Origin of the sequence: Bacillus sp. DNRA2 (genome assembly GCF_012843265.1) — a bacterium.
Classification (GTDB): domain Bacteria; phylum Bacillota; class Bacilli; order Bacillales; family Cytobacillaceae; genus Bacillus_BU.
Window position 1 is genome coordinate 20,197 of record NZ_JABAIT010000009.1, and the last position, 23,591, is coordinate 43,787.

Genomic DNA, 23,591 nt, shown 5'->3' on the forward strand with positions numbered 1-23,591 from the left:
CTTCTTAATATTGATAGTCAACATTATTACTTATATCCTTGGACCAAGTGTATGGAATTTGGCATTCGCATAATTCTTCCCAATCATTTTCACTTGTTTTAATACCTGCTATTTGTTCAGTTGTCTCTCTGCCATTTACAAATACTTTATTTTTTACAATCAATCCCAAATCACTATCAATCGTAATATAACTTAAGTCTTTTATGTTTATATTATTTTTGACACACATTTTTGCGTTCGAACTCATATTGAACTTATCATTGATATTAAGATTCTCTTCCACAAAGGCAACGGTATCTCCTGCTAAATTAAGATGCTTATTATTGGTCAAACTTTTACCGATATAAAGTGTTGATTTACCAAGAAAATCTGTATTACCATTAAGAGTCAAATTAGATAGCGTCTCTAATACTAAATTATTTGAGTTATTCATATTATTTTTTATTAGAATTCTCTCTACTGCGTGTAATTTTAAACTTTCTGTACTATTAAGATTTCCATTTAAGGTTATGCCTTTTGTTGAAAAAATCGTCTTATTAACGGTGTTGTTAATGTTATCGGTTATTGTGGTTAGAAACTCAATGACAGATTCTAAAAGGCCTGCGGCTGGTTTAATTAGAAGTCCGTCACAGTTTTTCGGGAAATCACAGTTACCACCTGATGGAGCGATAATACTGTTAAACTTAGGAAGAACTACACCAACGTGAATCCCCCCATCATCTACTTCATTTTCTGTAATGGTTATTTCCATTTCTGTCTGAAGCGGTACATTATCACCACCAATATTCTTACCCTCAGAAACAAATGATATCGTAATTTTATCATCAGTAGAATTTTTTATAAGATTGAAATCACGAATGATAATGTTAGGGTTAGAAATGTCAGAATTAATACTTTTCGCATAGATTGGATTAGGTACTGAATTGTTCAAGAAAGTATTTTCTTCAAGTTTAAATAAATCTTCCAAACCCTGATCTAAACAGGTCTTCATTTTATCCAAGGCTAAATCAGTATAATCTTTATCAGTTATATCATTTTTCATTTCAGCAAGAATTTCATCATCAATATCATCCTTATTTGACTGATATATATCGTTAATAGCTGCCTCAACATAATTTATTCCCATTTCTGCAAATGCAACAGACTTCGTTTGTTTTTCAACCGTAGTGTTTTGTTTAGAAGTGGTAAAGGAATATCCTACGAAGGCGAGGAAAATGATTGTAAATATAGTAATAATTAGTAGGGCTGACAAAAGAGAATATCCACTTTCATTTTTAAAAGTTTTCATCAACTTTTCCCCCTAAAGTCGATAAAGTAATGTTTCAATTTCGACTTTATTCCTAGAGTCCTGCTTATCTTTAATGATGATAAATAGTTCCATCTTACTTATTTTAGGGTTAACTGGCCCTATTGTCCTGTCTTGTTCGTCGACTTCTGTTTTGCTCTCTTTAATCCAATAGTTTACTTTTGAGTTCTTAAATTTTGTGGATACATCCGGGTTGGTTGCCGTAATCGTAACGACTCCGTTAGAATTTGTAATGGTGTACTCTTGGGAGGTTTGATGGATTCTGGTGAGGTTAGTGATAATGATGTTAGCTTCTTGCTGCATCGTATTTTTTGAAACGGCATTTTGGGAATATTTATATCCTTGAAAAAAAACATTCCAAATTAGCACACCAATGATGGAGAGAATTACTAATGCTGCTAATCCTTCAACTAATGTAATTCCACGTTCGTTATTCATTAGAAGTTTCACTCCCATCCAATTGGTTCTGATATCACATACCCATAAGATTCACTAAGGAGTTTGTCTTTGTTGTTAAGCACAGTGACGTGGATTTGATGTGCTTCTGTTTTGAATGCGCTATCGAAATCAGAATCAACTAGTATTTCGATTTTGGCGGTTAAATCTCCAATAGATGCTGTATATAATAGTGCATCAACATCTGAGTCTTCATCTTTATTTATTTTTTCCCCATAATCATAATTGAGTGTATCATCGTTGAGTGAATTTGGATCCACATTCGAGCTAGTGTAGTTTCTTATAATAGCCTTTACTTTATCGGACTCCTTCCACTTAACCATTACCAGTTTGGCAGTATTAATTCCCTGGAGCTTGTCCTCATTTTGTTTATTCATGAAACCCATTTGTGGAAAAAAATTAAAGAACGTAATTAACACAATCGATAGAATAGTAATGGATGCGATGACTTCTATGAGGGTAACACCTTTTTCAGAGCGGATTAATATCATAAAATCATTCCTTTCAAAGGTGAAACAGGATAATACGATGATATAACAATGTATATATAGTGGTAAAAATATGTATATTAAAATACCAAAATTAATCATGATTACCTTTTATTAGTATATCATATACCAGAATATTTGAACTGTTTAATCTTATTGTTAAACGGATATGAAGTTTCTTTGAATAGTATTTAAGATGGATGAAACAAAATAGTAAGTAGTAATGATAAATAGTGTATTTTTGTCGAAATTTGTTATGATATAGATGAAGGATACTATTCAGAAAATAAAATAGGGGGAAGTAGTCATGTGTCCAATTAAAAATGAAAACGGATATTTGCTGCTTGAAATCCTCCTATCGATTACGATTTTATCCATTATCTTCACCGTATTTTTCGGTTATTTTCTCCAATCTAGAACACATGTTGAAATCAATAAAGGCATAGGTTCCGCTAGTCAGCTTAGTCAAGAGGTCCTAATTAAAGTCAGAGATTCAAATTATACTTCGACATTAACGCAAGAACAGCTAGAAAGCCTCATTGGTTACGACTCCGCTCAAGGGATTGTTGTCAACAATCATCACTATTTTCCAAAGGTTTATATCAGTCAAGCGAATACAGTAGTAGAGACCCAAACTGTTTTACAATCACCCGTAGCGTTAGAAAAATTAAATCTCATTACCGTGATCATTGAGGAAGATATTAATGGGACAAGAAATGAGGTATATGAGACATATGGGTATAAAGTGAGGGACCTAAATTGAAACGCAATGGTTTTACCCTCATTGAATTATTGGCAGGCTTGTTGCTAACAACGCTGTTTGTAACAATTGCAACTTCTATTTATATTACTGGATTTCGCCAGGGCGAGGACACGAAGAAGGATGTTGACCTTCAACAAGAAGCGAACTACATAGCGACCATTCTTCGGAAAGAGTATTTTAGTAAAAATGAATACAATAGCGGGACGACATATCAATTAACTATATATACCGATAAGATCGAATTAAATGGAACGACTGTTTCAGACAAGTATAACTATAACGCTGAAATTCAATATGACAACGAAACTTATGAAACAAACGAAGCGATTATTGTTAAAAATAAGGCACCGGTGATGATCAACATTAAAATCATCCATGGAAATGATAGCTACACGCTTAGGACGACGTTATCGAGAGGAGTGTAAGCAATCATGAGAAATCAAAAGGGGTCAAGTTTAGTGGTTGTTTTGCTCATCATTGCCAGTTTCTCGATTATTGGTATCACATTAATGGCGCTCAATACGACAACTACAAAACAGGTAACGAAAACGGGTGAGGACATTCAAGCTACTAATGTAGCCGAAATGGGAGTTGTTCACTTAAAAGAACTTGTTTTTCAAACCTTAATCGCCAATAAAACTTCACTAAAACCATCAAATATTCAAACGATTCTAGAAACAAAACTTGCAGCAATCAATAATCAAACGTTCAAAGTACGAGATGGGATTTCCTATACATTATCTGATTTAATTGTTACGCCAACACCATTAAATGATTTCGCTAATATTGATAAGGTTTCTATTGCCTTTAAGTCAACAGGGTCTGCACTAAATGAAATGTTTCAAATTGAAGGCACGATAGAAGCACCGGTGGCTGCTATTAATGAATTTCCAGAATACGAGTCAGGTGAATATAAATATGTAGAAACTGACCCAGCATACACACACCAAGATGCCAATACAATTCAATCTGATCAATACTATTTTGCGAATGGCTTTACTTTTAAAAGTACAAACGAAAAGGACGTCCTTACGTTTTCAAAAGGAATTGTTTCATTGGGAGCGATTGTGACTACAAATGCCGGAACGTATTTTACGATTAATGAGGATGCTCATGTTTATGATATTCAATTGCATCAAGACGATGGCAAGAATGCGCTCATGTGTGTAAAAGGAAAATTATATGTATATGGACCTGATGATCCGGATCCGATGCCTAAAGTGAAGAAACCACTGGATTGTGCCTCAGAAATAGCTAATGGGACTAGTGGAATCATTGCAGAGGAATACTACCATACACCTTTAGGTGCAATTTGGGATAGAAATGAAATAATCATAAACGCAACATACAAATAACATTTATGGTAAAAATAGTTATTTTAATATATATACTAAAAATTCATAATATCAGTTAATTAAAATAATTATTTCATTAAAAGTTCTTTTAAAAAAATAACATATATTATACAATTATAGTCAAAGTCATATATTGTCATATTTCGTTGAATAATAAGGATGGGATTGGCAAATCTATTTTTCGATAGGGGTGGAAAAATGGAGAGTTACATATTAGCTGGAGTATCGTTGCTTATTTTGATTCCGATACTATACTTCCTTCCATTAGGCTTTACCATAAAAGGGAAAGTCTTTGTTGTTTTGGCATCATTGTTAATCGGGATGTTTGGACTCATTTCAGCAGCAGTTTTTCCGTTGTGGCAAACGGGTTTGATCTTGTTGCTGTTTGTTAGCTCTTTAGCATATTTAATGAGTAAACGTAATTTGGCGTGGATGTACCTTCAGGAAGATGATGATATCGACCCTTTCTCAATTGATGAGGAAGAAGAAGAGGCGGAGAGTATCTTGCCGGAAATCAAACCAAGTTATACATATATTGCTATTTCTGAAAAAAATCCTCGATCGTTACCACCAGGAGAAATGAATCATGGTCAAAACGATGATATGAAGCATGGTTTGCTCGAAAAGCTGATTTCAGGTAATGAAAAGAGTTTATCAATGATTTCAAAAGAAGAGAATCATCAAGATTTTGGCGAACATGAGCTTGAGGAGCTTGTATTAAACATAAACCCAACTAATGAAGCGACAGCAGAAATACAAAATCCTTCACTGCAAGAGGAAGATCAGGATAGACAAACAAAGGCTGAAGTCGAAGATTCTCAAACGGTCAATTTAGCCGATGTTGAAAGTAAAATTGAAGAGCTAGTAGATACTACCGAAGCGCAAGAATTTGATCCTGATATCGAAGCGATTATTCATAAGACAGAAGCGGAAGCGGAAGAATTTGAGGCGAAACAGGCTAGAGCTGATGATTCCAAGCCATACATAAGTGAAATTGAACAGATTCTCGAAACAGGCGAATATGAACAATCTAATGAGGCTTCTTTAGAAGAAGTGCCATTACCCGTAATAAATGTTGAGGATATTCTAGAGCCTACAGAAGAGCTTGAGATTCAACAAGAAATCAAGCTAGAGAATGATCCACCACAAACGTGGTTAAATGATGAATTCGAGCTTGATGAGATTGAACTAATTCCAAGTCAAATCGCTGAATCAAAATCTATAGAAGAAGAAAAAGAGAAACATAAGCAGGCAGTTGAAGATAATACTATGGTTAAACATTAGTGATTGCAGCTGCAATTTTGATCAACTGCTAGTAAGAGGGTGGGGTATGTGAGGAAGAAGCCAGAGTTAAAGCTCTTTATTGTACTATTCATTTGCACAGCATTCATATTTAGTTTTTCACATTTTGGAGTTTCGGCATATGAGGCAATTACATCTGATAGTTCCCGTTTTGGTGACGGAACAATGATTGGCCCAGTTGATGTTTCAGGTAATACAAAGGAAGAAGCAAAATCTTTGTTAACTGAAAAAATGCAAAACTGGCGCTCTCAAACCAATATCAAATTGCAATATAAAGAAAACAGCGTTCCGGTTGATAATGAACAATTCCTATTTGATTTTGAAAATACGATGGAAATGGTCCAGGATGGTCAACAAAATGAAGTGATAGTAACGTTCAAATCAGGGGATATGTATCAATATTTAAAGAGTCTTTCAAGTGAACTTGATAATTCGAAAGTCAAAACAGACCCATTATTAAATGAACTGATAAGTATTGGTGCCAATTTCCGTAGTGGCGATCAAACATTAAAGGTTGAAAAATTCTTATCGACTGCAGTTAATGATAAGGATGTGATTAGTGAAGCTACCATTACCCCTGAGTATTTGCCGATTGAATTGGGGATGTTGGTTGAAGAACTTTCACCGATTAAGGTTGATGCAGGTGCCCAGGTTTCGATGCTTTCATTAATGGAGGAACGTCAGTTTACGACCTTCCCGTCTGAAGCGGCAAGTATGATTGCTTCAGTCATTTATCAAGCAATTTTATCTAGTAATTTCAATATGATTGAAAAGCATACTGGTCAAGTTTTACCAGATTACCTTGAGTTGGGTTACGAGGCAAAAGTGGATTATCAAAATCATCTTGATTTCATTTTTGCTAATCCGAACGAAAACAACTATGAAATTGCTTTGCAATTAGATGGTAATACGCTAAATGCAAGTCTCTCAGGTAACACTTTCCTAAATCAGTACAAAGTAAAACTTACAGACCGTAAGGAATTTGAGCCGAAAACAATCATTCAATATAGTCCTTTATTGAATCCTGGAGCGAAGAAGCTTCAGCAAAAAGGAAGCAACGGGCTTTTGATAAAAGTTTATCGAGCCGTTTATGGTGAAAGTGAAGAATGGCTCCGAGATGATTTTATCTCTGAGGATTTTTATCCACCGATCCATAATATAGAAGTACATGGTTTAACGTCAAATCAGAACAATAATGGTACGGATGGTACAAGTGGTACTGATGGTAGTCAGGGCACAAACCAAAATACTGAGACTCCTGGAAGTAATAATGGGACAACAGTACAACCGAATCCATCAGATTCATCACAATCAGGTAATGGAAATGATGACATTTTTGGCAAACCAAATGAGCAGACAAAATAAGAAACAATGTGGGGTGTGCCACAATGAAGCAAACGCGTAAGCGGTTAGGTGATTTATTGGTCGAGGCCGGTCTGATTACAGAGGACCAGCTACAATTAGCTTTAAAAGAAAAACCACAAGGTCAACGCCTAGGTGACGCCTTGTTGCAAAGAGGATATATTACTGAGCAACAATTAATTGAAGTCTTGGAAGTTCAACTTGGAATACCCCATATCAGTTTGTACGGATATCCATTTGAAACGAATCTATTTTCCCTTGTCTCCAAGGAATCCGCCATGCGCAATTTACTGATTCCAATTAAGAAGGATGGGGACAAGCTGTTTGTCGCAATGGCCGACCCAATGGATTTCTTTGCAATTGACGACCTCCGGCTTGCGACAGGTTTTCAGATCGAAGCCGTTCTGGCAACAAAGGATGATATTGTTCGGGCAATCAATAAATATTATGACGTCGATGAAGAGTTTGATGAATTCTTTGATGGTAATAAAAAAGGTGAAAAAGAAGAGACCATAACTGATGAGGATTCACCAATCGTTCGTCTCGTCAATCAAATTCTCTCTAATGCAGTTATGCAGAAGGCTAGTGATATTCACATTGACCCGCATGAAACAAAGGTTTTAGTTCGTTACCGGGTAGACGGCATTTTAAGAGTTGAGCGTGTGCTCCCGAAAAATATGCAAAGCTTTTTGACAGCCAGAATTAAGATTATGTCAAACCTTGATATTACCGAGAATCGGGTACCGCAGGATGGTCGGATAAAAATTAATCTTAATGTTTATCCTGTCGATTTGCGGGTTTCAACATTACCGACGGTTCATGGCGAAAAAATCGTTATGCGGATTCTCGATTTAGGAAATGCACTCATTGATCTCGATAAACTTGGCTTTAATAAGCTGAATCTTAATCGTTTTAATAAAATGATTGAACGTCCAAATGGGATTGTTCTCATTACCGGTCCAACTGGATCTGGTAAATCCTCAACACTTTATGCTGCTTTAAATAAATTAAACAGTGAAGAGGTTAACATTATTACGATTGAAGACCCAGTTGAATTCCAATTGGAGGGTGTCAGTCAAATTCAAGTTAACTCAAACATTGGCATGACATTCGCAACTGGATTAAGATCGATTCTCCGTCAAGATCCGAATATTATCATGGTGGGGGAAATCCGTGATAAGGAAACAGTTGAAGTGGCAATTCGGGCATCGCTAACCGGACACCTTGTATTAAGTACATTGCACACAAATGACGCCTTGAGCTCGATTAACCGTTTAATTGATATGGGAATGGAGCCATTTCTTGTTGCGACTTCACTTGCAGGAATTGTTGCACAGCGCTTAATTCGAAAAGTATGTCGTGACTGTGGTGAGCACCATGAAGCAACTGCAAGGGAAAAGGAAATTTTTGCAAGCCGTGGTTTAAAAATCGAGACAATCATGCGTGGAAAAGGCTGTGCTTCTTGTAACATGACTGGATATAAAGGTCGACTTGCGATTCATGAGGTTGTGACGGTCAATGAAGAAATGCGTCGAGCTATCATGACAGATGATTCTCAAACAACATTAAGACAAATTGCGATTAAAAACAAAACTATTTTCTTGATTGATGATGGCTTACTTAAAGTAAAACAAGGCTTAACGACAACTGAGGAAGTCCTTAAAGTAGCCATTTCTGAATAGAGGTGCAAAGGTGAAAGAAAGAATAGATCACTTATTAAGAGCTGCCTTTGAGCTTAAGGCATCTGATATTCATTTAACCGTGGGTGTTCCACCAATATTTCGCTTACATGGCGAATTAAAACGTTATGGGAAAGACGTGCTGGAGGCTGAAGATACAGAAGCTTTGGCTCGGGAAATTGTTCCAGAGGGAATGTGGGAGCAATTTATGGAACTGGGAGAATTAGACTTTTCCTATTCGATACCAGAAGTCTCACGATATCGTGTGAACACGTTTAAACAGCGAGGCTGTATTGCAATTGCGATCAGGACGATTCCGACGAAAATTCCAACCATTGAAGATCTAAATTTACCAGAAATCTGTGCGAAAATTACTGAAAAACCACAGGGGTTAATACTTGTCACAGGACCAACGGGAAGTGGTAAATCCACAACCTTGGCTGCGATGATCAATTATATGAACCATACAAAGCGCGATCATATCATTACCTTAGAAGATCCGATCGAATTTTTGCATAAGCATGGAACGTCAATCATTGATCAGCGAGAGGTCGGCTTTGATACAAAGAACTTTGCTAATGCTTTAAGGGCAGCGCTGCGTCAGGATCCCGATTCAATTCTTGTTGGTGAGATGCGTGATTTAGAGACGATTCAAATTGCGATAACAGCAGCTGAAACAGGCCATTTAGTATTTGGTACTTTACATACTTCGAGTGCACCCGCTTCAATTGAGCGGATTATCGACGTGTTCGAACCGGCCCATCAGCCGCAAATTCGGACACAGCTTGCCACTGTTTTGGTGGCGATTATTTCGCAACGTTTGTTTAAAACAGTTGACGGGAAAGGCCGACGGGCAGCTTTAGAAATTCTTGTGAATAGCCCTGCCATTGCCAACCTTATCCGCAATGATAAAATTCCTCAGATTGAATCAATCATGCAAACTTCACGAGCACAGGGAATGCAGACGCTTGAATCAAGTATAAAAGAGCTTGTCATGAACGGTATTATTTCAAGGGAAGAAGCTCAGCCTTATATGAAAGATCCGGTGATGTAGATGGCTCGTTATAAATATACAGGTCGAGACCGTAAAGGAAAGAGGACAGGGACGTTAAATGCTCCGTCAAAGCGAGAAGCGATTGAAAAGCTTCGTAGTGATGGAGTCCGTGTTTTGGAAATGACCGAAGTTCCAGAAACCGCATTGACCAAGGATATCCAATTTGGAAATCCAGTAAAGTTGCAGCATATGGTTATTTACTTGCGTCAATTTGCAACATTAATCAAAGCAGGTGTCACCATCGTTGACGCTACTGCGATTCTGGCTGAACAAACTGAGAGTAAGGCATTAAAAAAAGCATTAATGGATATAGAATCAGAACTTCGGATGGGACGTCCATTTTCAGACTCAGCAGAAAAGCATAAAAAGGTTTTTTCGTCGATGTTTATTAATTTAGTAAAGGCCGGAGAAGTTGGCGGAAATATGGAGGAAACGCTTGAGAGTTTGGCTGTTTTCTTCGAAAAGCAGCATCATACTCGCCAAAAGGTAAAATCAGCACTTTCTTATCCGACGGTCATTGGAATTATCGCTATTGGCGTTGTCATTTTCTTATTGACCTCTGTTGTGCCCACTTTTGTAAGTATGTTTGAGGACATGAACGCTGAATTACCGGCTATTACTCAATTTGTATTAGATGCCTCTGAGTTTATGCAAAAGTTTTGGTGGTTAGTCATAATTATTTTTATCGGTATTATCTTTGGCTTTGTTGCCGCACGAGGCAATCCAAAGACAAGATATTATTTAGATTATGCAGCATTGCGAATGCCAGTGTTTGGGAAAATGCAACAAAAAGCAGCTCTGGCCCGCTTGAGTAGAACATTAAGCTCGTTATTCTCGAGTGGCGTACCGATTTTACAAGCATTAGCATCCTGTGAAAAGGTTGTTGAAAATGAGGTCATTGCCAAAGTTGTCCGTGCTTCTAGAGATGAATTGGGGAAAGGAAATTCACTAACGACTCCAATGATAAAGCACTGGGCGTTTCCGCCATTGGTCACACAAATGATTGCGATTGGTGAAACAACAGGATCTCTTGATACGATGCTGTCAAAAGTTGCCGATTTTTATGAGCAGGAGGTGGAAAACACAACTGATCAAATCAAAGCATTAATTGAACCAATTATGATTGTCTTTTTAGCGGGGATTGTTGGGGTCATCGTTCTATCAATTATGATGCCGATGTTTGACATGTTCCAGCACGTTGATCAGCTGTAGAATATAGTATAATTACCAATTTATTTATGTCGAAATAATGTGTATAATCTAGGTGATAGAAGACAAAAAATACTATCAATATAATGATGAAAGGGAGAGAGAAGTTATGTTACAAAAATTAAAAAAACGTCTTAAAAACCAAAAAGGCTTTACATTAATCGAACTATTAGCAGTAATCGTTATTTTGGGGATTATTGCAGCGATTGCGATTCCGGCGATTGGTGGGATTATTGATAAAACTGAAAAAGACGCTCAAGTCTCAGAAGGTATTCAAATTATTAGTTCTGCAAAATTATATATGTCAGCACATCAACATATCGATAATGGTACTGCGAGCGATGGTAAAATGGAATTAACAACCACTGAATTAGATTCTTATCTTGATAACGTGGATGATACAGGCTACACAGTCTTGGTTACTAAAGCCGCAAGTGGAAAATACACTTATGAAATAACAGATCATGCAGCTGTTCAAATTGTAAATGGTAGTTCAGCAACCAGTGCAACCGAACAGAATTTATTAGATTATTAACAATATGCATCAGTTGTTGTTTATATACGGCTTACTTTTAGGTTCTTTCTATAACGTAGTTGGACTTCGCGTGCCACAAGGTCAATCGATTGTTTCACCCCGCTCAGCATGTCCAACATGCGGGCATCAGCTTAGAGCAATTGAACTGATTCCAGTTCTGTCATACCTTTTGCAAGGGGGGAAATGCCGCGTCTGTAAGACGGGCATTTCTCCTATTTATCCAATCATCGAATTTTTAACGGGAGTTTTATTTGCAACAGCCCCACTTGTAGTTGGCTGGAATAGTGAACTATTAATTGCCTTAACCTTCATTTCACTATTTATTATCATCTTGGTATCTGACACAGCATATATGATTATCCCTGATAAAGTTTTATTAGTATTCGCAGGGATTTTTTTATTGGAACGGTTGTTTTTTCCACTTTTACCCTGGTGGGATTCCCTCTTAGGTGCGGGAATCGGTTTTGGTCTCTTGCTCATAATTGCCCTTGTTAGTAAAGGTGGTATGGGCGGCGGTGACATTAAACTATTCGCACTGATTGGCTTTGTTGTGGGGGTCAAAACATTATTATTAGCCTTTTTTTTATCGACGTTTTTAGGGGCGATGTTTGGGCTGCTTGGAATGGCGTTAAAAGTTGTTAAAAGGGGGAAGCCAATTCCGTTTGGTCCGTTTATAGCCTTAGGAACGTTGTTAGCTTATTACTTTGGTGAAACTATTATTAATGCCTATCTTGATTTATTTTTTACATAAAACAAAGGGGGTTGGAATATGGGATTACCCCGCCTATCGGTTGGTAGCCGACCTATTGATATCATTATAAATGATCACAGCATTCGTTATATTGAAATAAAACCTGGGAACCCGCCGATTCCAGTTCGCTGGGGCGAACGTTATTTGCCACCTGGGTTGGTTAAAGAGGGAAAAATCGCTGATGAAGACACTTTATCGGTTATTTTAGATGAGTGTATTGATGCCTGGAAAATTCGACGTCGGAAAGTTAGATTTCTAGCGCCCGACCCGTATGTTACAATTCGCCGCTTGGCGATTCCCGATGATGTACAGCATGATGAAATCAATGGATATTTAAATTTGGAAATCGGCGCAAGCATTCATTTACCATTTGAGGATCCAATCTTTGATTATCTTGCCCTTCCTAAGACAGAGGAAAAACGGGAAATATTGTTATTTGCGGCCAATCGTCAATATGTCATGAAGTATTCAGAACTTTTCTCAGACTTAAAAATGATTCCCAATGCTGTCGATCTTTCATCATTGGCATTGTATCGTTTATATCACTTAATTAAAAAACAGAAAAATGATGAAAAAATTCTAGTTCTTCAATTTGATATCGATCTCGTTGTCATGAGCATTTTTGAAAATGAAATTCCATTTTTTATGAGGCATCAGTATTTTCCATACAATGAACAGGAATGGGATATAAAAATTGGACGTAGTGGTTTTCAACAGCCTACATTTATTGGTGATCTTGATGAATTAAAAGATCATATTGATGATGCTCTAAAAGAAGTAAGTAAGTTGATTGACTTTTATCAATACTCACTCCATCAAGGTAAAAATGAAATTAACAAAATCGTCTTAACTGGTGATAACCCGTTCTTGGATGAAATTAAGCAGGCACTCCAAGCACGATTTGATATCGCTGTTGAAATGCTTGAGATAAATGAGATGGAAACTTTGAAGAATAGACCATTGCCTAGAAGCCATTATCTAGCCTTTGGGCTAGCGTTAAAAGAGGTGTAGTCATGCTAGTAGAAATTAACCTGCTGCCGAGAAAGGAACCAAAAAGTATTGCATTTTTGGTGATCATCAGTTCAGCACTCGTCATTTTACTTTTAGCAGGACTTCTCATCCTTTGGCAAGGCAGTCGCTTAGAGAATGAGTTAAATAACCTGAATAGTAAAATTTCATCTACCCAAAAGCTTGTCCAAGCTGAACAAGCAAAGTTGGAAAAGAATAAACTAGGAACAGAATCCTATACGCAACTTGATAGTGCGGTCAAATGGGCCAATGATGAACCAATTAAATCAGCACCCATCCTAAAGCGAATTGTTGCACTTCTTCCAGAACGTGGGTTTATTCAAAATATTTCCTATGCCGAGACAGGTAATGTAACGATGACGGTTCAGTTTGATAGCAGCCGAGAAGCAGCTTATTTTTATAAAACGCTGTTGGATGCTGATTGGATTACAGGTGCAACATTATCATCATTAGCTGCAGCAGAAATTGATGATAATGGAGATTCTAAAACAGATACTAATACTGCAGATAACGAGCAAATTCTTCCGCGTTATACCGGCCAATATACGCTTACTTTAAACCGGAATATAATTAATAGTCAGGAGCTTGCTGAAACACAAGGAGGCGGTAATCGATGAATCTTCACTTTTCAAAACGAGAAACCTTAATCCTTGTACTTACTTTATTACTGACAATTGCTTCAATTTTTGCTCTTTATTATTTATATTTAGAACCAAAATATAAGAATATTGATACCCAAACTGCTTCCTTAAAAACTGAAAAAGAGCTTTTAGCATCACTACAAAAACAGCAACAAACTAAATCGGATATTACCGCTGAAAGCCTTGCGGTCTTGCAGCGCAAGGTTCCGGTAAAGCCCCAGCAGGAACAGTTGATTTTGGATCTTGAGCAAGCTGAAGTAATTTCGGGTACGAAAATTATGAGTATGGCATTTTCTGAAGGTGATGTAGCCCCAGCGCCAGCGGAAACACAAAACAACACCAACAAGGATCAAGCAAATGCCAATGATGAAGAAAAGAACAGTAATACAGACGATAAAACGGATCAGAGTGCGGATAATCAAGCAGCTGATGATAAAACAACTGATGACAATAAAAACACTGAGGAAGATAATAATACTGAAAAGGATGGCGAAAAGGCCAATACATATGAACCGACTCCATTACCTGGTGGAATTAAACGGTTAATGGTGACTCTTTCAGTAGAATCAAATAACTATGAAGAATTAAAAAAATTCATGGAGTCCTTAGAGAGTTTACAAAGAACAATTGTTATTGAAACGATAAGTTTTTCGGGTACAACTGAAGTAACAAAAGTTGAAGCAACAAAAGATGAAAAACTATCATATAATTTAACGCTGTCGGCATTCTTTATGCCAGGGTTAACCGATTTGCAGGACAAGCTTCCTGAATTAGTAGCTCCACCGCCAGCAAACAAGACAAATCCTTTCAATCGTTTCCCGGATTTAAATAGCTATTAAAATAAACTATTAAAAAAATTGGCGAAAGCCTTTCTTAACAAGACGACAAAAGTCTTGTTATTTTTTTTGTCTACTATGATAGGATGGAAACAATTCTCAGCACGAAAGTAGGAGGGGGCAGGATGGAAAAGCGAGAACAAGGAAAAACGATTACGATAAAAATAAATGGAAAGCATCAGGCTTTTGCAGATCAAAAACAAAAATTAACGCGGCGTCAGGGACAAATTCACGAAAACACAATGGTTGAACCGGTGATAATGAAAGATGAAGAGCAACCAAAAAGATTTATTACATCGGAAAATGAAAATATCATTGAGAACCAAACTATTTCAATAAATGAAACTGCTGCGTCAGAAGAACATAAGGAAGAACAATTTGATTGGATTCTACCAGAACGATCAAATGAAATAGATTTGCAGGATTACAAGAAGGTTGACGAGCCAAACAAGAAGAAATCAACAGCAGTGGCTCCAAAAAAGTCATCATTTAAAATTATGACAAGTAAGTCAAAATTCAATCGCGGAGTGTTTGCGACGATATTTTTCGCCGTCTTTTTAGCGGTAATTCTGGGGACAAGCTTTGGTTTTACGATGCTTAAGCTCGTTTTTATTGAAAAGGCAAGCGATTCAGAAACGGCCATTCCGACAACGGTCATTCCAGAGGAGAAAGAACCAAGTACCAAACCTACTGGTGCTATTTCGCTTGTCCTTCCCACAATCTCAACTTGGGTTGTTCAGGAGGGAGCCTATGCTAATTCAAACTCTGCAAAATCAGTAGTCGATGATTTAAAAGATAAAGGTCTGAGTGCGACAATCTTTGAAGGTGACAAATCTTTTATATTATTAGGTGTTGCAGATACGAAGGAAAGCGCCAAGGTGTTAAGCGGTAAATTGGCTGACTCTAATATAAATGAACCATTTTCTAAAGAAATTAGTACTGGAGGAAATGAGTTAAAGGGTATCAACGATCAAGAAAAAGCTTTTCTTGAAGGATTCGCTCCATTATTTGCCGAAATGACGAAAGCTACCTCTGCAGAAAAGCTAGCTGATTCAGACCTCAAAAGCCTAAAGAAAGCTTCAAATAACCTTAATCAATTAAACAAGATTGAAAATAAACAAATAAAGTCTATAAAGGCTCATAGTCAGGCTGCTATCAAAAATATTGAATCCATTACAAAGAAACCGGACAAAAAACAAAGTATAGAGCTTCAACAACATCTACTATCGATATTAGCAACATACCAAGATTTGAAATAACAATAAAGGTAACGTAATAATGTCGAATATTTTCCGGGCAATAATAAAAGCTAGTAGAGGGTGATGTGTCATCCTCTGTTTTGTTTTTTTATGATAATTTTCCATAATAAAAATTGTTTGTAGACTTGAACTTTGATAGTATTGAACTGTATCTCCCCAATAATTTTTTTGGCAATGAAAGGACAGTGATTTAATGCAACACCTCATTTTAGCCTCATCATCTCCACGGCGAAAAGAACTTCTTGAAACTCTTCAATTAACATTCGACATTTCCAGCAGTGAAGCAGATGAAAGCTATGAACCAGGTACTGCTCCAGCGCAAATTGTAATGGAGTTGGCCGTTCGAAAAGCAAGCGATGTCGCACAGCGAAACCCAGAGTCATTTGTGATTGGCGCTGACACAATCGTCGTATTAGCACATCAAGTATTGGGTAAGCCGAAAGACAAGGACGATGCCATCGATATGTTGACGAAACTATCGGGCAAAACGCACTCCGTTTATACAGGTGTGGCGATTGTCCATGGCGAAACATGGGTTCAATTTTACGAAAAAACAGATGTGACATTTTGGGAATTAACAGAGTCAGAAATTAACGTTTATATTAAAAGCGGGGAGCCGTTTGATAAGGCTGGAGCCTACGGAATTCAGGGTTTTGGCAGTATGCTTGTCAAGCAAATTTCAGGTGACTATTTTGCGGTAGTCGGACTTCCTGTTTCAAGGACGGTCCGTGAATTGCAAAAGGCGGGCTACAAGCTTCCGTATTGATAAAGCTCCCAACCTCCATCAAACTTTTAGAACTCCCCGAATATAGGGAGGAATTTTGTTGAAGCAAGAATCATTAATGATTCGTGATTTTCCACAGGATGAACGACCTCGGGAACGATTTATCCAAAGTGGACCAAGGAGTCTGTCTAATCATGAGCTGTTAGCGATTATGCTGCGCACGGGGACGAAGGACGAATCAGTGCTGCAATTATCCAATCGCTTATTAACTCAATTTGAAGGATTAAGACTTTTGAAGGAAGCCACTTTGGAAGAAATTACGTCTATTAAGGGAATAGGTCAAGCAAAGGCGATTCAAATATTGGCAGCGGTTGAAATTGGTCGACGGATTTCCAACCTAGTACATGAGGATCGTTATGTGATTCGTTCCCCTGAGGATGGCGCCAAGCTGATGATGAATGAAATGCGCTTTTTAACACAGGAGCATTTCGTTTGCTTGTACCTTAACACCAAAAATCAGGTTCTTCATAAGCAAACCATTTTTATTGGTAGCCTCAATGCCTCTATTGTACACCCCCGCGAGGTATATAAAGAAGCGCTCAGGCGTTCCGCTGCCTCCATTATCTGCTTGCATAATCACCCATCAGGCGATCCCGCACCAAGCCGGGAGGATATTGAGGTGACGAAGCGTTTGGTGGAATGTGGAAAAATTATTGGGATTGATTTGTTAGATCACCTTATTATTGGTGAGAATAAATATGTTAGTTTGAAGGAAAAAGGTTATTTGTAGCACTATGATTTTGGGTTTCGTTAAGCTATAATATTAGTTATGATTTTTTGCCGAAATGGAACGAATATTGGACGTTAATATTAAAAATCATGTGCGCACAATCGTGTAAATACTTGCACTTGTCTTTACATTGTTTTTCAAAAAAAGGGGAGATACAACCATGTTTGGATTTGGAACAAAAGATTTAGGAATCGACTTAGGGACGGCGAACACGCTCGTTTATGTAAAAGGAAAAAGTATTGTATTAAGAGAGCCTTCTGTCGTTGCATTTCAAACGGATACGAAGCAAATCGTCGCTGTTGGAAATGACGCGAAAAATATGATTGGTCGGACACCTGGGAATGTCGTGGCACTACGCCCGATGAAGGATGGGGTTATTGCCGATTACGAAACAACTGCAACGATGATGAAATACTACATAAAACAAGCGACGAAGCAGAAAAGCCTGTTTGCAGGAAAACCCTATGTCATGGTTTGTGTACCATCTGGAATCACCGCGGTTGAAGAACGTGCTGTCATTGATGCAACACGTCAGGCCGGAGCCCGCGATGCTTATACAATTGAAGAGCCGTTTGCTGCTGCAATCGGTGCGAACTTGCCAGTTTGGGAACCAACAGGAAGCATGGTCGTCGATATCGGTGGTGGAACAACAGAGGTGGCGATTATCTCCTTGGGTGGTATCGTAACATCACAATCAATCCGCGTAGCTGGTGATGAAATGGATGATGCCATTATTCACTTCATTCGCAAGAATTACAATTTAATGATTGGGGAACGAACTGCGGAAATTATTAAAATGGAAATTGGTTCTGCAGGTGACCCTGAAGGCGTCGATAACATGGAAATCCGTGGACGTGACTTATTAACAGGTCTTCCTAAAACCATTGAAATTACTGCTTTAGAAATATCAAAAGCTTTGCATGATACGGTTTATGCTATCGTCGACGCAGTTAAAGTGACACTTGAGAAAACTCCGCCAGAATTAGCTGCTGACATTATGGACCGCGGTATCGTCTTAACTGGTGGTGGTGCATTGCTTCGTAATTTGGACAAGGTTATTAGTGAAGAAACGAACATGCCTGTTTTAATCGCTGAAAATCCGCTTGATTGTGTCGCAATTGGTACTGGTAAAGCGCTTGACCATATTCATTTATTTAAAAATAAAGCTCGTGATTCTAGATAGAACTTATGTTGCTCGTGAAAAGAACGATTTGTTCCTTTCACGAAGCACATTAGATTAGACCCTAAAAAAGAGGTGTACATCATGCCACCGTTTTTTCTTAATAAACGACTGATTATCTTACTCGTCAGCATGATTATACTCGTGGCATTGATTGGTTTTTCTTTAAGAGAGAGAGAAGAACTTACATGGCCAGAGCAATTCATGAAGGATACGACCGGTTTAGTGCAATCCCTCGTGTCTCGGCCTGTTAATTATGTTGCTGGTTTTTTTGAAAACTTGAATGATTTGCAGGATACATATCATGAAAACAAAGAATTAAAGAAACGTGTTGACAAAATTGCCCGCTTAGAAGCGGAAGTACAGTTATTGGAAAAAGAAAACAAACGCTTAAACGAAATCCTTGATAAAGAGGATACTCTACGAAATTATAAATCTACTCAAGGAACGGTCATTGCTAGAAATCCAGATCGCTGGAATGAACAGGTTATTATTGATAAAGGTAAAACGAACGGAATTGCCAAAAACATGGCGGTTATTACCGCTAATGGTTTAATTGGTAAGGTTAAGACGGTTAATCAATTTACTTCTACCGTCCAACTATTAAGCGCAAATGATCCGAAAAATCGGATATCTGCTGTTATTTTAGGTGGAGAAGTTGAGGTTCATGGTCTGATTATGGGCTATGATGAGAAAAAAGAACTATTACTGATGAAACAAATTCCTGCTGACGCAAAGGTCACTAAGGATCAAAATATTACAACTTCTGGTTTGGGTGGTATTTTCCCGCCAGGTTTACCGATTGGTAAAGTAGTTGAAATAGTTCCTGATGAATATGGGTTAACACAAACGGCTTATGTCAAGCCAGGAGCAGATTTCTATGATATACGGCACGTGATGGTGATTGAAAGAGGAATGCTTCAGCCCGAAGCAAGTGATATGGTAGATGACAAGGGGGAGGAGTTGTGAGAACCTTCCTTCTTCCTGTCTTATTCACAGCTTGCTTTATTTTTGAAAGTATTTTTCTGGAATTAACTCCAGGGAAGTATCTTCACCATGACAATCTTTTTGTTCCGCATCTACTGATGATTGCGCTGATTCTCCTAACGATCTATGGTAATCGGAACTATGGCATCATGTACGGTTTTATCTTTGGACTGCTTTTTGATGTGATTTATATTGAAATTATTGGAATATACATGGTCGTTTTTCCGATTGTATGCTATTTAATTTCGAAAATCATGAAAGTGCTTCAAACGAACTTAATCATCGTGACATTCGTAACGCTGATTGGGGTTGCCCTGCTTGAGGTTTCTGTGTATTATATGAGCTTCCTCATCCACCGAACCGACATGGTTTTCTCAACCTTTTTACACGATCGCTTAATACCAACGATTATTCTCAATCTTGTCTTGACGATTATTTTCGCTTATCCTCTGAAGCGGCATTTTGAAAAATTAGCGGATCAATTGCGAAATGAATAAGTATTAGTATGGAAAAATATTTTCTTATTTGTTTTAATAAAAGGAATTTTTCACGTTTCTGTCGAATTCATTTTCCATTGAGGTGAGCAATCTACCATGAAAAAATCGCAAAATGTAACCATAAAGGGAACGAAAGACGGCATCACACTACATCTCGATGATTCCTGCTCATATGAAGAGCTGAAAAAAGAACTCGATATCAAGCTGTCTGCAAATTCACGCACCAATGAAGGTCAACCGCTTACAACAGTGAAGGTACAAGTTGGAAATCGGTATTTAACCGATGAAATGCATGAAGAAATTAAAGAGATTATTCGCAAAAAGAAAAATTTGGTCGTAGACGAAATCGTCACAAGTGTTATGACGATTGAAGAGGCGGCACGAATCAAGGCTGAATCAGAAATCGTTTCAGTGGCGAGGATTATCCGCTCTGGACAGGTTTTGGAGGTTCCGGGGGATTTATTACTATTGGGTGACGTGAACCCGGGGGGCACTGTGAAAGCTGGCGGAAACATTTTTATCATGGGTACGTTAAAGGGGATTGCCCATGCAGGCTGCTATGGCGATGATCAAGCCGTTATTTCAGCTGCAGTCATGAATCCGTCTCAGCTATGGATTAGCGATTGTATCAATCGTGCACCAGATCATGCTGCAGACTCCGATAAAAAGATGCTTGAATGTGCTTTTATTGATGAGAATCGACAAATTGTCGTTGATAGAATACAAGTATTGATGCATCTTAGACCAAATTTAACAAGATTGGAAGGGGGATTCTAGCAATGGGAGAAGCAATAGTTGTTACTTCGGGTAAAGGCGGAGTAGGAAAAACTACCACATCAGCAAACTTAGGCACTGCTTTGGCATTGCAGGGTAAACGTGTATGTTTAGTCGATACCGATATCGGGCTTAGAAACCTTGATGTCGTAATGGGACTTGAAAATCGAATCATCTATGATTTAGTCGATGTTATTCAAGGGAGATGTAAAATTCATCAGGCGCTCGTCAAAGATAAGCGTTTTGAAGATTTGCTTTACTTGTTGCCTGCAGCACAAACCCTTGATAAAACAGCGGTAACACCTGAACAAATGAAAGTCTTAGTGAATGAACTTAAGCAAGACTATGATTATATTATTATCGATTGTCCAGCTGGAATCGAGCACGGCTACAAAAACGCCATTGCCGGTGCGGATAAAGCGATTGTTGTGACGACCCCTGAGGTTTCTGCAGTCCGTGATGCCGATCGTATCATCGGTCTGTTGGAAAAAGAAGAAGGGATTGAATCACCAAAATTAGTGATCAATCGGATTCGTAATCACTTAATGAAAAATGGTGACATGCTGGATGTGGATGAAGTAACTTCACACTTATCGATTGACCTGCTTGGTATTGTCGCGGATGACGATGAAGTCATCAAAGCGTCCAACCATGGTGAGCCAATTGCCTTAAATCCAAACAGCAAGGCATCGATTGCCTACCGCAACATTGCCCGACGCATTTTAGGAGAGTCCATCCCGCTTCAATCACTAGAATCAGATGAAAAAGGAATGTTCTCTAAAATCAAACGCTTCTTTGGTGCAAAATAATATCTGAAATAAAAAGGCCTGTCTGATAAATTTGCAGACAGGCTTTATTTGGTTTGTGAGCATATTCCCTTTGGACCACTCATAGACTTGTACAAATGTCTATTTAGAATGGTGGGGAGATTATGCGATCTAGTGCAGATGACGTGCGGAAACGGATTGCAAAACGAAAACGGGAACGCGAAAAGCAAGTCGAGCCAAACCGACCAAGCAAACCAAGCAAACCAAGTTTTCTATATCAGGAGCCAGAAGAGCGGGATGGATTTGATCGGTTTCCATCCTATGAAATAACTCCAGAGGAAGGAAATCATCCTCTTTTTCGCAAGGAAGTATTTCTGTTTAAGGTGATGGCTTCTGCCTGCTTATTTTTGGTCTTGGCGATATTATTTCGGAATGAGTCCCCAGCGCTGGATACAGCACGGAATTTTGTTTCGCAGTCATTTGAAAAGGATTTTCAGTTCGCAACTGTTTCTAACTGGTATGAAGATAAATTTGGTAAGCCACTTGCACTTTTCCCAGTTCCTGAGGGTAAAGGAGGCGGTAAGGAAAATGTCCAGAAGGATAATGGACAACATTATGCTTTGCCAGCATCCGGGAAAATTTTAGAGGATTTTCAAGAAAGCGGACAGCGAGTCATCATAGAAACCTCTAAGGATGCGGCTGTGGAAGCAATGGGAGAAGGAATGGTTCGGTTTGTCGGCGAAAAGGAGGGTTTCGGCAAAACAGTGGTCATTCAGCATGCTGACAAAAGTGAATCGTGGTACGGTAACTTAGGGGAGATTTCTGTCAGTCTTTATGATTTTATTGAAAAAGGAAAAAAGGTCGGTACGGTCAGTAATGGAGATTCGGGTGAAAAAGGGTCATTTTATTTTGCGATTAAAAAGGATGAAAACTTCATCGATCCAATCCAGGTGATTCAATTTGAATAAACTTATCTTTTTTCTCAGGCAGGTAAAAATTCATCCACTCCTATGGTTTGTGATTGCATTAGCCGTGTTAACAGCGCGATTTTGGGAAGTAACCATCCTATTTTTGATCGTCCTCGTTCATGAATTAGGGCATGCAGCAGCAGCGTCCTATTTTCAATGGCGAATTAAACACATTACCTTGCTTCCATTCGGTGGTGTAGTTGAAATGGATGAGCACGGAAATCGACCTTTATTAGAAGAGTCCATTGTAATTTTGGCAGGCCCTATCCAACATGTGTGGCTGATTGGGGTTGCTTTTTGCTTTTATCAGCTATCGTGGTTAAGTCCCGATCATTATTCACTCTTTTTATCTATGAATCTAATGGTGCTCATGTTTAATTTGCTCCCGATTTGGCCGCTTGACGGGGGCAAACTTGTCTTTTTATTATTGTCCTATATAAAGCCCTTTCCGATTGCCCACCGTATGATGATTTATATCTCATTCCTGTCAATCATTCTGTTTACAGTATTTACGCTCCTATTAATGCCAAGCAATTTAAACGTATGGATTATTCTCGCCTTTTTACTGTTTTCCCTTTATTATGAATGGAAGCAGCATCGCTTTATTTTTATGCGGTTTTTGCTGGAACGCTATTATGGGAAAAGAGACGATTTACGTGTGCTCAAGCCGTTGAAGGTTGCTGAGGAAGAATTGATTGTACACGTTCTAGAACGATTTTGCCGTGGCTGCAAGCATCCAATTGTCATTGAAGAAAATGGTAAAGAAAAGGGCATTCTTGATGAAAATGAAATTCTACATGCAATTTTCGCAGAAAAATTGTTAACAGCCAAAATTCGTGATTTACTATATACATACTAATAGTCGTAGCAAAAGAGAGG

26 protein-coding genes are annotated in these 23,591 nt (G+C 38.2%); 23 read left to right on the forward strand and 3 right to left on the reverse strand.

Annotated elements, in window-relative coordinates:
• Positions 1-4: 4 nt before the first annotated feature.
• Genes HHO41_RS09515 through HHO41_RS09525 form a run of 3 tightly spaced genes read right to left on the reverse strand, consistent with a single transcriptional unit; the run spans position 5 to position 2,253 of the window.
• On the reverse strand, positions 5-1,288 hold the full coding sequence (locus HHO41_RS09515) for a hypothetical protein (RefSeq protein WP_169097878.1): 1,284 nt from the start codon (positions 1,286-1,288) through the stop codon (positions 5-7).
• Between the two features lie 12 nt (positions 1,289-1,300).
• On the reverse strand, positions 1,301-1,744 hold the full coding sequence (locus tag HHO41_RS09520; protein ID WP_169097880.1) for a type II secretion system protein: 444 nt from the start codon (positions 1,742-1,744) through the stop codon (positions 1,301-1,303).
• Between the two features lie 8 nt (positions 1,745-1,752).
• Positions 1,753-2,253 carry a type IV pilus modification PilV family protein gene (locus tag HHO41_RS09525; protein ID WP_169097882.1) on the reverse strand — a complete coding sequence of 167 codons (501 nt, stop codon included), beginning with the start codon at positions 2,251-2,253 and terminating at the stop codon, positions 1,753-1,755.
• Positions 2,254-2,557: 304 nt separating this feature from the next.
• On the opposite strand from HHO41_RS09525, the gene HHO41_RS09530 reads away from it, so the two are divergent.
• The 23 genes from HHO41_RS09530 to HHO41_RS09640 all read left to right on the forward strand — a co-directional run bounded on the left by HHO41_RS09530 (position 2,558) and on the right by HHO41_RS09640 (position 23,571).
• Entirely contained in the window at positions 2,558-3,013 is a 456-nt protein-coding gene (locus tag HHO41_RS09530) for a type IV pilus modification PilV family protein (protein ID WP_169097884.1), read from the forward strand.
• Positions 3,010-3,438, forward strand: coding sequence for a prepilin-type N-terminal cleavage/methylation domain-containing protein (locus tag HHO41_RS09535; protein WP_169097886.1), 429 nt, complete (start codon positions 3,010-3,012; stop codon positions 3,436-3,438). The genes HHO41_RS09530 and HHO41_RS09535 overlap by 4 nt, the downstream gene beginning before the upstream one ends.
• A 6-nt stretch (positions 3,439-3,444) precedes the next feature.
• The gene (locus tag HHO41_RS09540) at positions 3,445-4,368 is read left to right on the forward strand and encodes a hypothetical protein (protein ID WP_169097888.1); all 924 of its coding nucleotides are present in this window, start codon (positions 3,445-3,447) and stop codon (positions 4,366-4,368) included.
• A 198-nt stretch (positions 4,369-4,566) separates the two neighbouring features.
• Complete coding sequence (locus tag HHO41_RS09545) at positions 4,567-5,652, forward strand: PrsW family intramembrane metalloprotease (protein WP_169097890.1); 1,086 nt, start codon at positions 4,567-4,569, stop codon at positions 5,650-5,652.
• 48 nt (positions 5,653-5,700) lie between these two features.
• Positions 5,701-7,035 (forward strand): VanW family protein, encoded by a 1,335-nt coding sequence (locus HHO41_RS22730; protein WP_169097892.1) that lies wholly within the window; start codon positions 5,701-5,703, stop codon positions 7,033-7,035.
• Positions 7,036-7,058: 23 nt separating this feature from the next.
• Positions 7,059-8,714, forward strand: coding sequence for a GspE/PulE family protein (locus HHO41_RS09555; RefSeq protein WP_169097894.1), 1,656 nt, complete (start codon positions 7,059-7,061; stop codon positions 8,712-8,714).
• Between the two features lie 10 nt (positions 8,715-8,724).
• On the forward strand, positions 8,725-9,765 hold the full coding sequence (locus tag HHO41_RS09560; protein WP_169097896.1) for a PilT/PilU family type 4a pilus ATPase: 1,041 nt from the start codon (positions 8,725-8,727) through the stop codon (positions 9,763-9,765).
• Positions 9,766-10,977: a type II secretion system F family protein gene (locus HHO41_RS09565; protein ID WP_169097899.1), complete on the forward strand. Its 1,212-nt coding sequence runs from the start codon at positions 9,766-9,768 to the stop codon at positions 10,975-10,977.
• A 106-nt stretch (positions 10,978-11,083) separates the two neighbouring features.
• Positions 11,084-11,509: a type II secretion system protein gene (locus HHO41_RS22630; protein ID WP_169097901.1), complete on the forward strand. Its 426-nt coding sequence runs from the start codon at positions 11,084-11,086 to the stop codon at positions 11,507-11,509.
• A 4-nt stretch (positions 11,510-11,513) separates the two neighbouring features.
• Positions 11,514-12,260: a prepilin peptidase gene (locus HHO41_RS09575; protein WP_169097903.1), complete on the forward strand. Its 747-nt coding sequence runs from the start codon at positions 11,514-11,516 to the stop codon at positions 12,258-12,260.
• 18 nt (positions 12,261-12,278) lie between these two features.
• Positions 12,279-13,271 (forward strand): type IV pilus biogenesis protein PilM, encoded by a 993-nt coding sequence (gene pilM / locus HHO41_RS09580; RefSeq protein WP_169097905.1) that lies wholly within the window; start codon positions 12,279-12,281, stop codon positions 13,269-13,271.
• 2 nt (positions 13,272-13,273) lie between these two features.
• Positions 13,274-13,906, forward strand: coding sequence for a fimbrial protein (locus tag HHO41_RS09585; RefSeq protein ID WP_169097907.1), 633 nt, complete (start codon positions 13,274-13,276; stop codon positions 13,904-13,906).
• The gene (locus HHO41_RS09590; protein WP_169097909.1) at positions 13,903-14,769 is read left to right on the forward strand and encodes a hypothetical protein; all 867 of its coding nucleotides are present in this window, start codon (positions 13,903-13,905) and stop codon (positions 14,767-14,769) included. The genes HHO41_RS09585 and HHO41_RS09590 overlap by 4 nt, the downstream gene beginning before the upstream one ends.
• Before the next feature lie 122 nt (positions 14,770-14,891).
• Complete coding sequence (locus HHO41_RS09595; protein WP_169097911.1) at positions 14,892-16,025, forward strand: SPOR domain-containing protein; 1,134 nt, start codon at positions 14,892-14,894, stop codon at positions 16,023-16,025.
• A 193-nt stretch (positions 16,026-16,218) separates the two neighbouring features.
• On the forward strand, positions 16,219-16,791 hold the full coding sequence (locus HHO41_RS09600) for a Maf family protein (RefSeq protein WP_169097912.1): 573 nt from the start codon (positions 16,219-16,221) through the stop codon (positions 16,789-16,791).
• A 76-nt stretch (positions 16,792-16,867) separates the two neighbouring features.
• A complete protein-coding gene (gene radC, locus HHO41_RS09605; RefSeq protein WP_211171110.1) occupies positions 16,868-17,539 on the forward strand; it encodes a RadC family protein in 672 nt (223 codons plus the stop codon).
• A gap of 160 nt (positions 17,540-17,699) precedes the next feature.
• Positions 17,700-18,722 carry a rod shape-determining protein gene (locus HHO41_RS09610; RefSeq protein WP_169097916.1) on the forward strand — a complete coding sequence of 341 codons (1,023 nt, stop codon included), beginning with the start codon at positions 17,700-17,702 and terminating at the stop codon, positions 18,720-18,722.
• A gap of 81 nt (positions 18,723-18,803) precedes the next feature.
• On the forward strand, positions 18,804-19,688 hold the full coding sequence (gene mreC / locus HHO41_RS09615; RefSeq protein WP_169097918.1) for a rod shape-determining protein MreC: 885 nt from the start codon (positions 18,804-18,806) through the stop codon (positions 19,686-19,688).
• On the forward strand, positions 19,685-20,203 hold the full coding sequence (mreD, locus tag HHO41_RS09620; RefSeq protein WP_169097920.1) for a rod shape-determining protein MreD: 519 nt from the start codon (positions 19,685-19,687) through the stop codon (positions 20,201-20,203). The genes mreC and mreD overlap by 4 nt, the downstream gene beginning before the upstream one ends.
• A gap of 96 nt (positions 20,204-20,299) precedes the next feature.
• Positions 20,300-20,980: a septum site-determining protein MinC gene (minC, locus tag HHO41_RS09625; protein ID WP_169097922.1), complete on the forward strand. Its 681-nt coding sequence runs from the start codon at positions 20,300-20,302 to the stop codon at positions 20,978-20,980.
• Positions 20,981-20,982: 2 nt separating this feature from the next.
• A complete protein-coding gene (gene minD / locus HHO41_RS09630; RefSeq protein ID WP_169097925.1) occupies positions 20,983-21,786 on the forward strand; it encodes a septum site-determining protein MinD in 804 nt (267 codons plus the stop codon).
• Positions 21,787-21,908: 122 nt separating this feature from the next.
• Positions 21,909-22,712, forward strand: coding sequence for a M23 family metallopeptidase (locus HHO41_RS09635; protein ID WP_169097927.1), 804 nt, complete (start codon positions 21,909-21,911; stop codon positions 22,710-22,712).
• Positions 22,705-23,571: a M50 family metallopeptidase gene (locus tag HHO41_RS09640; protein ID WP_169097929.1), complete on the forward strand. Its 867-nt coding sequence runs from the start codon at positions 22,705-22,707 to the stop codon at positions 23,569-23,571. The genes HHO41_RS09635 and HHO41_RS09640 overlap by 8 nt, the downstream gene beginning before the upstream one ends.
• Positions 23,572-23,591 lie beyond the last annotated feature (20 nt).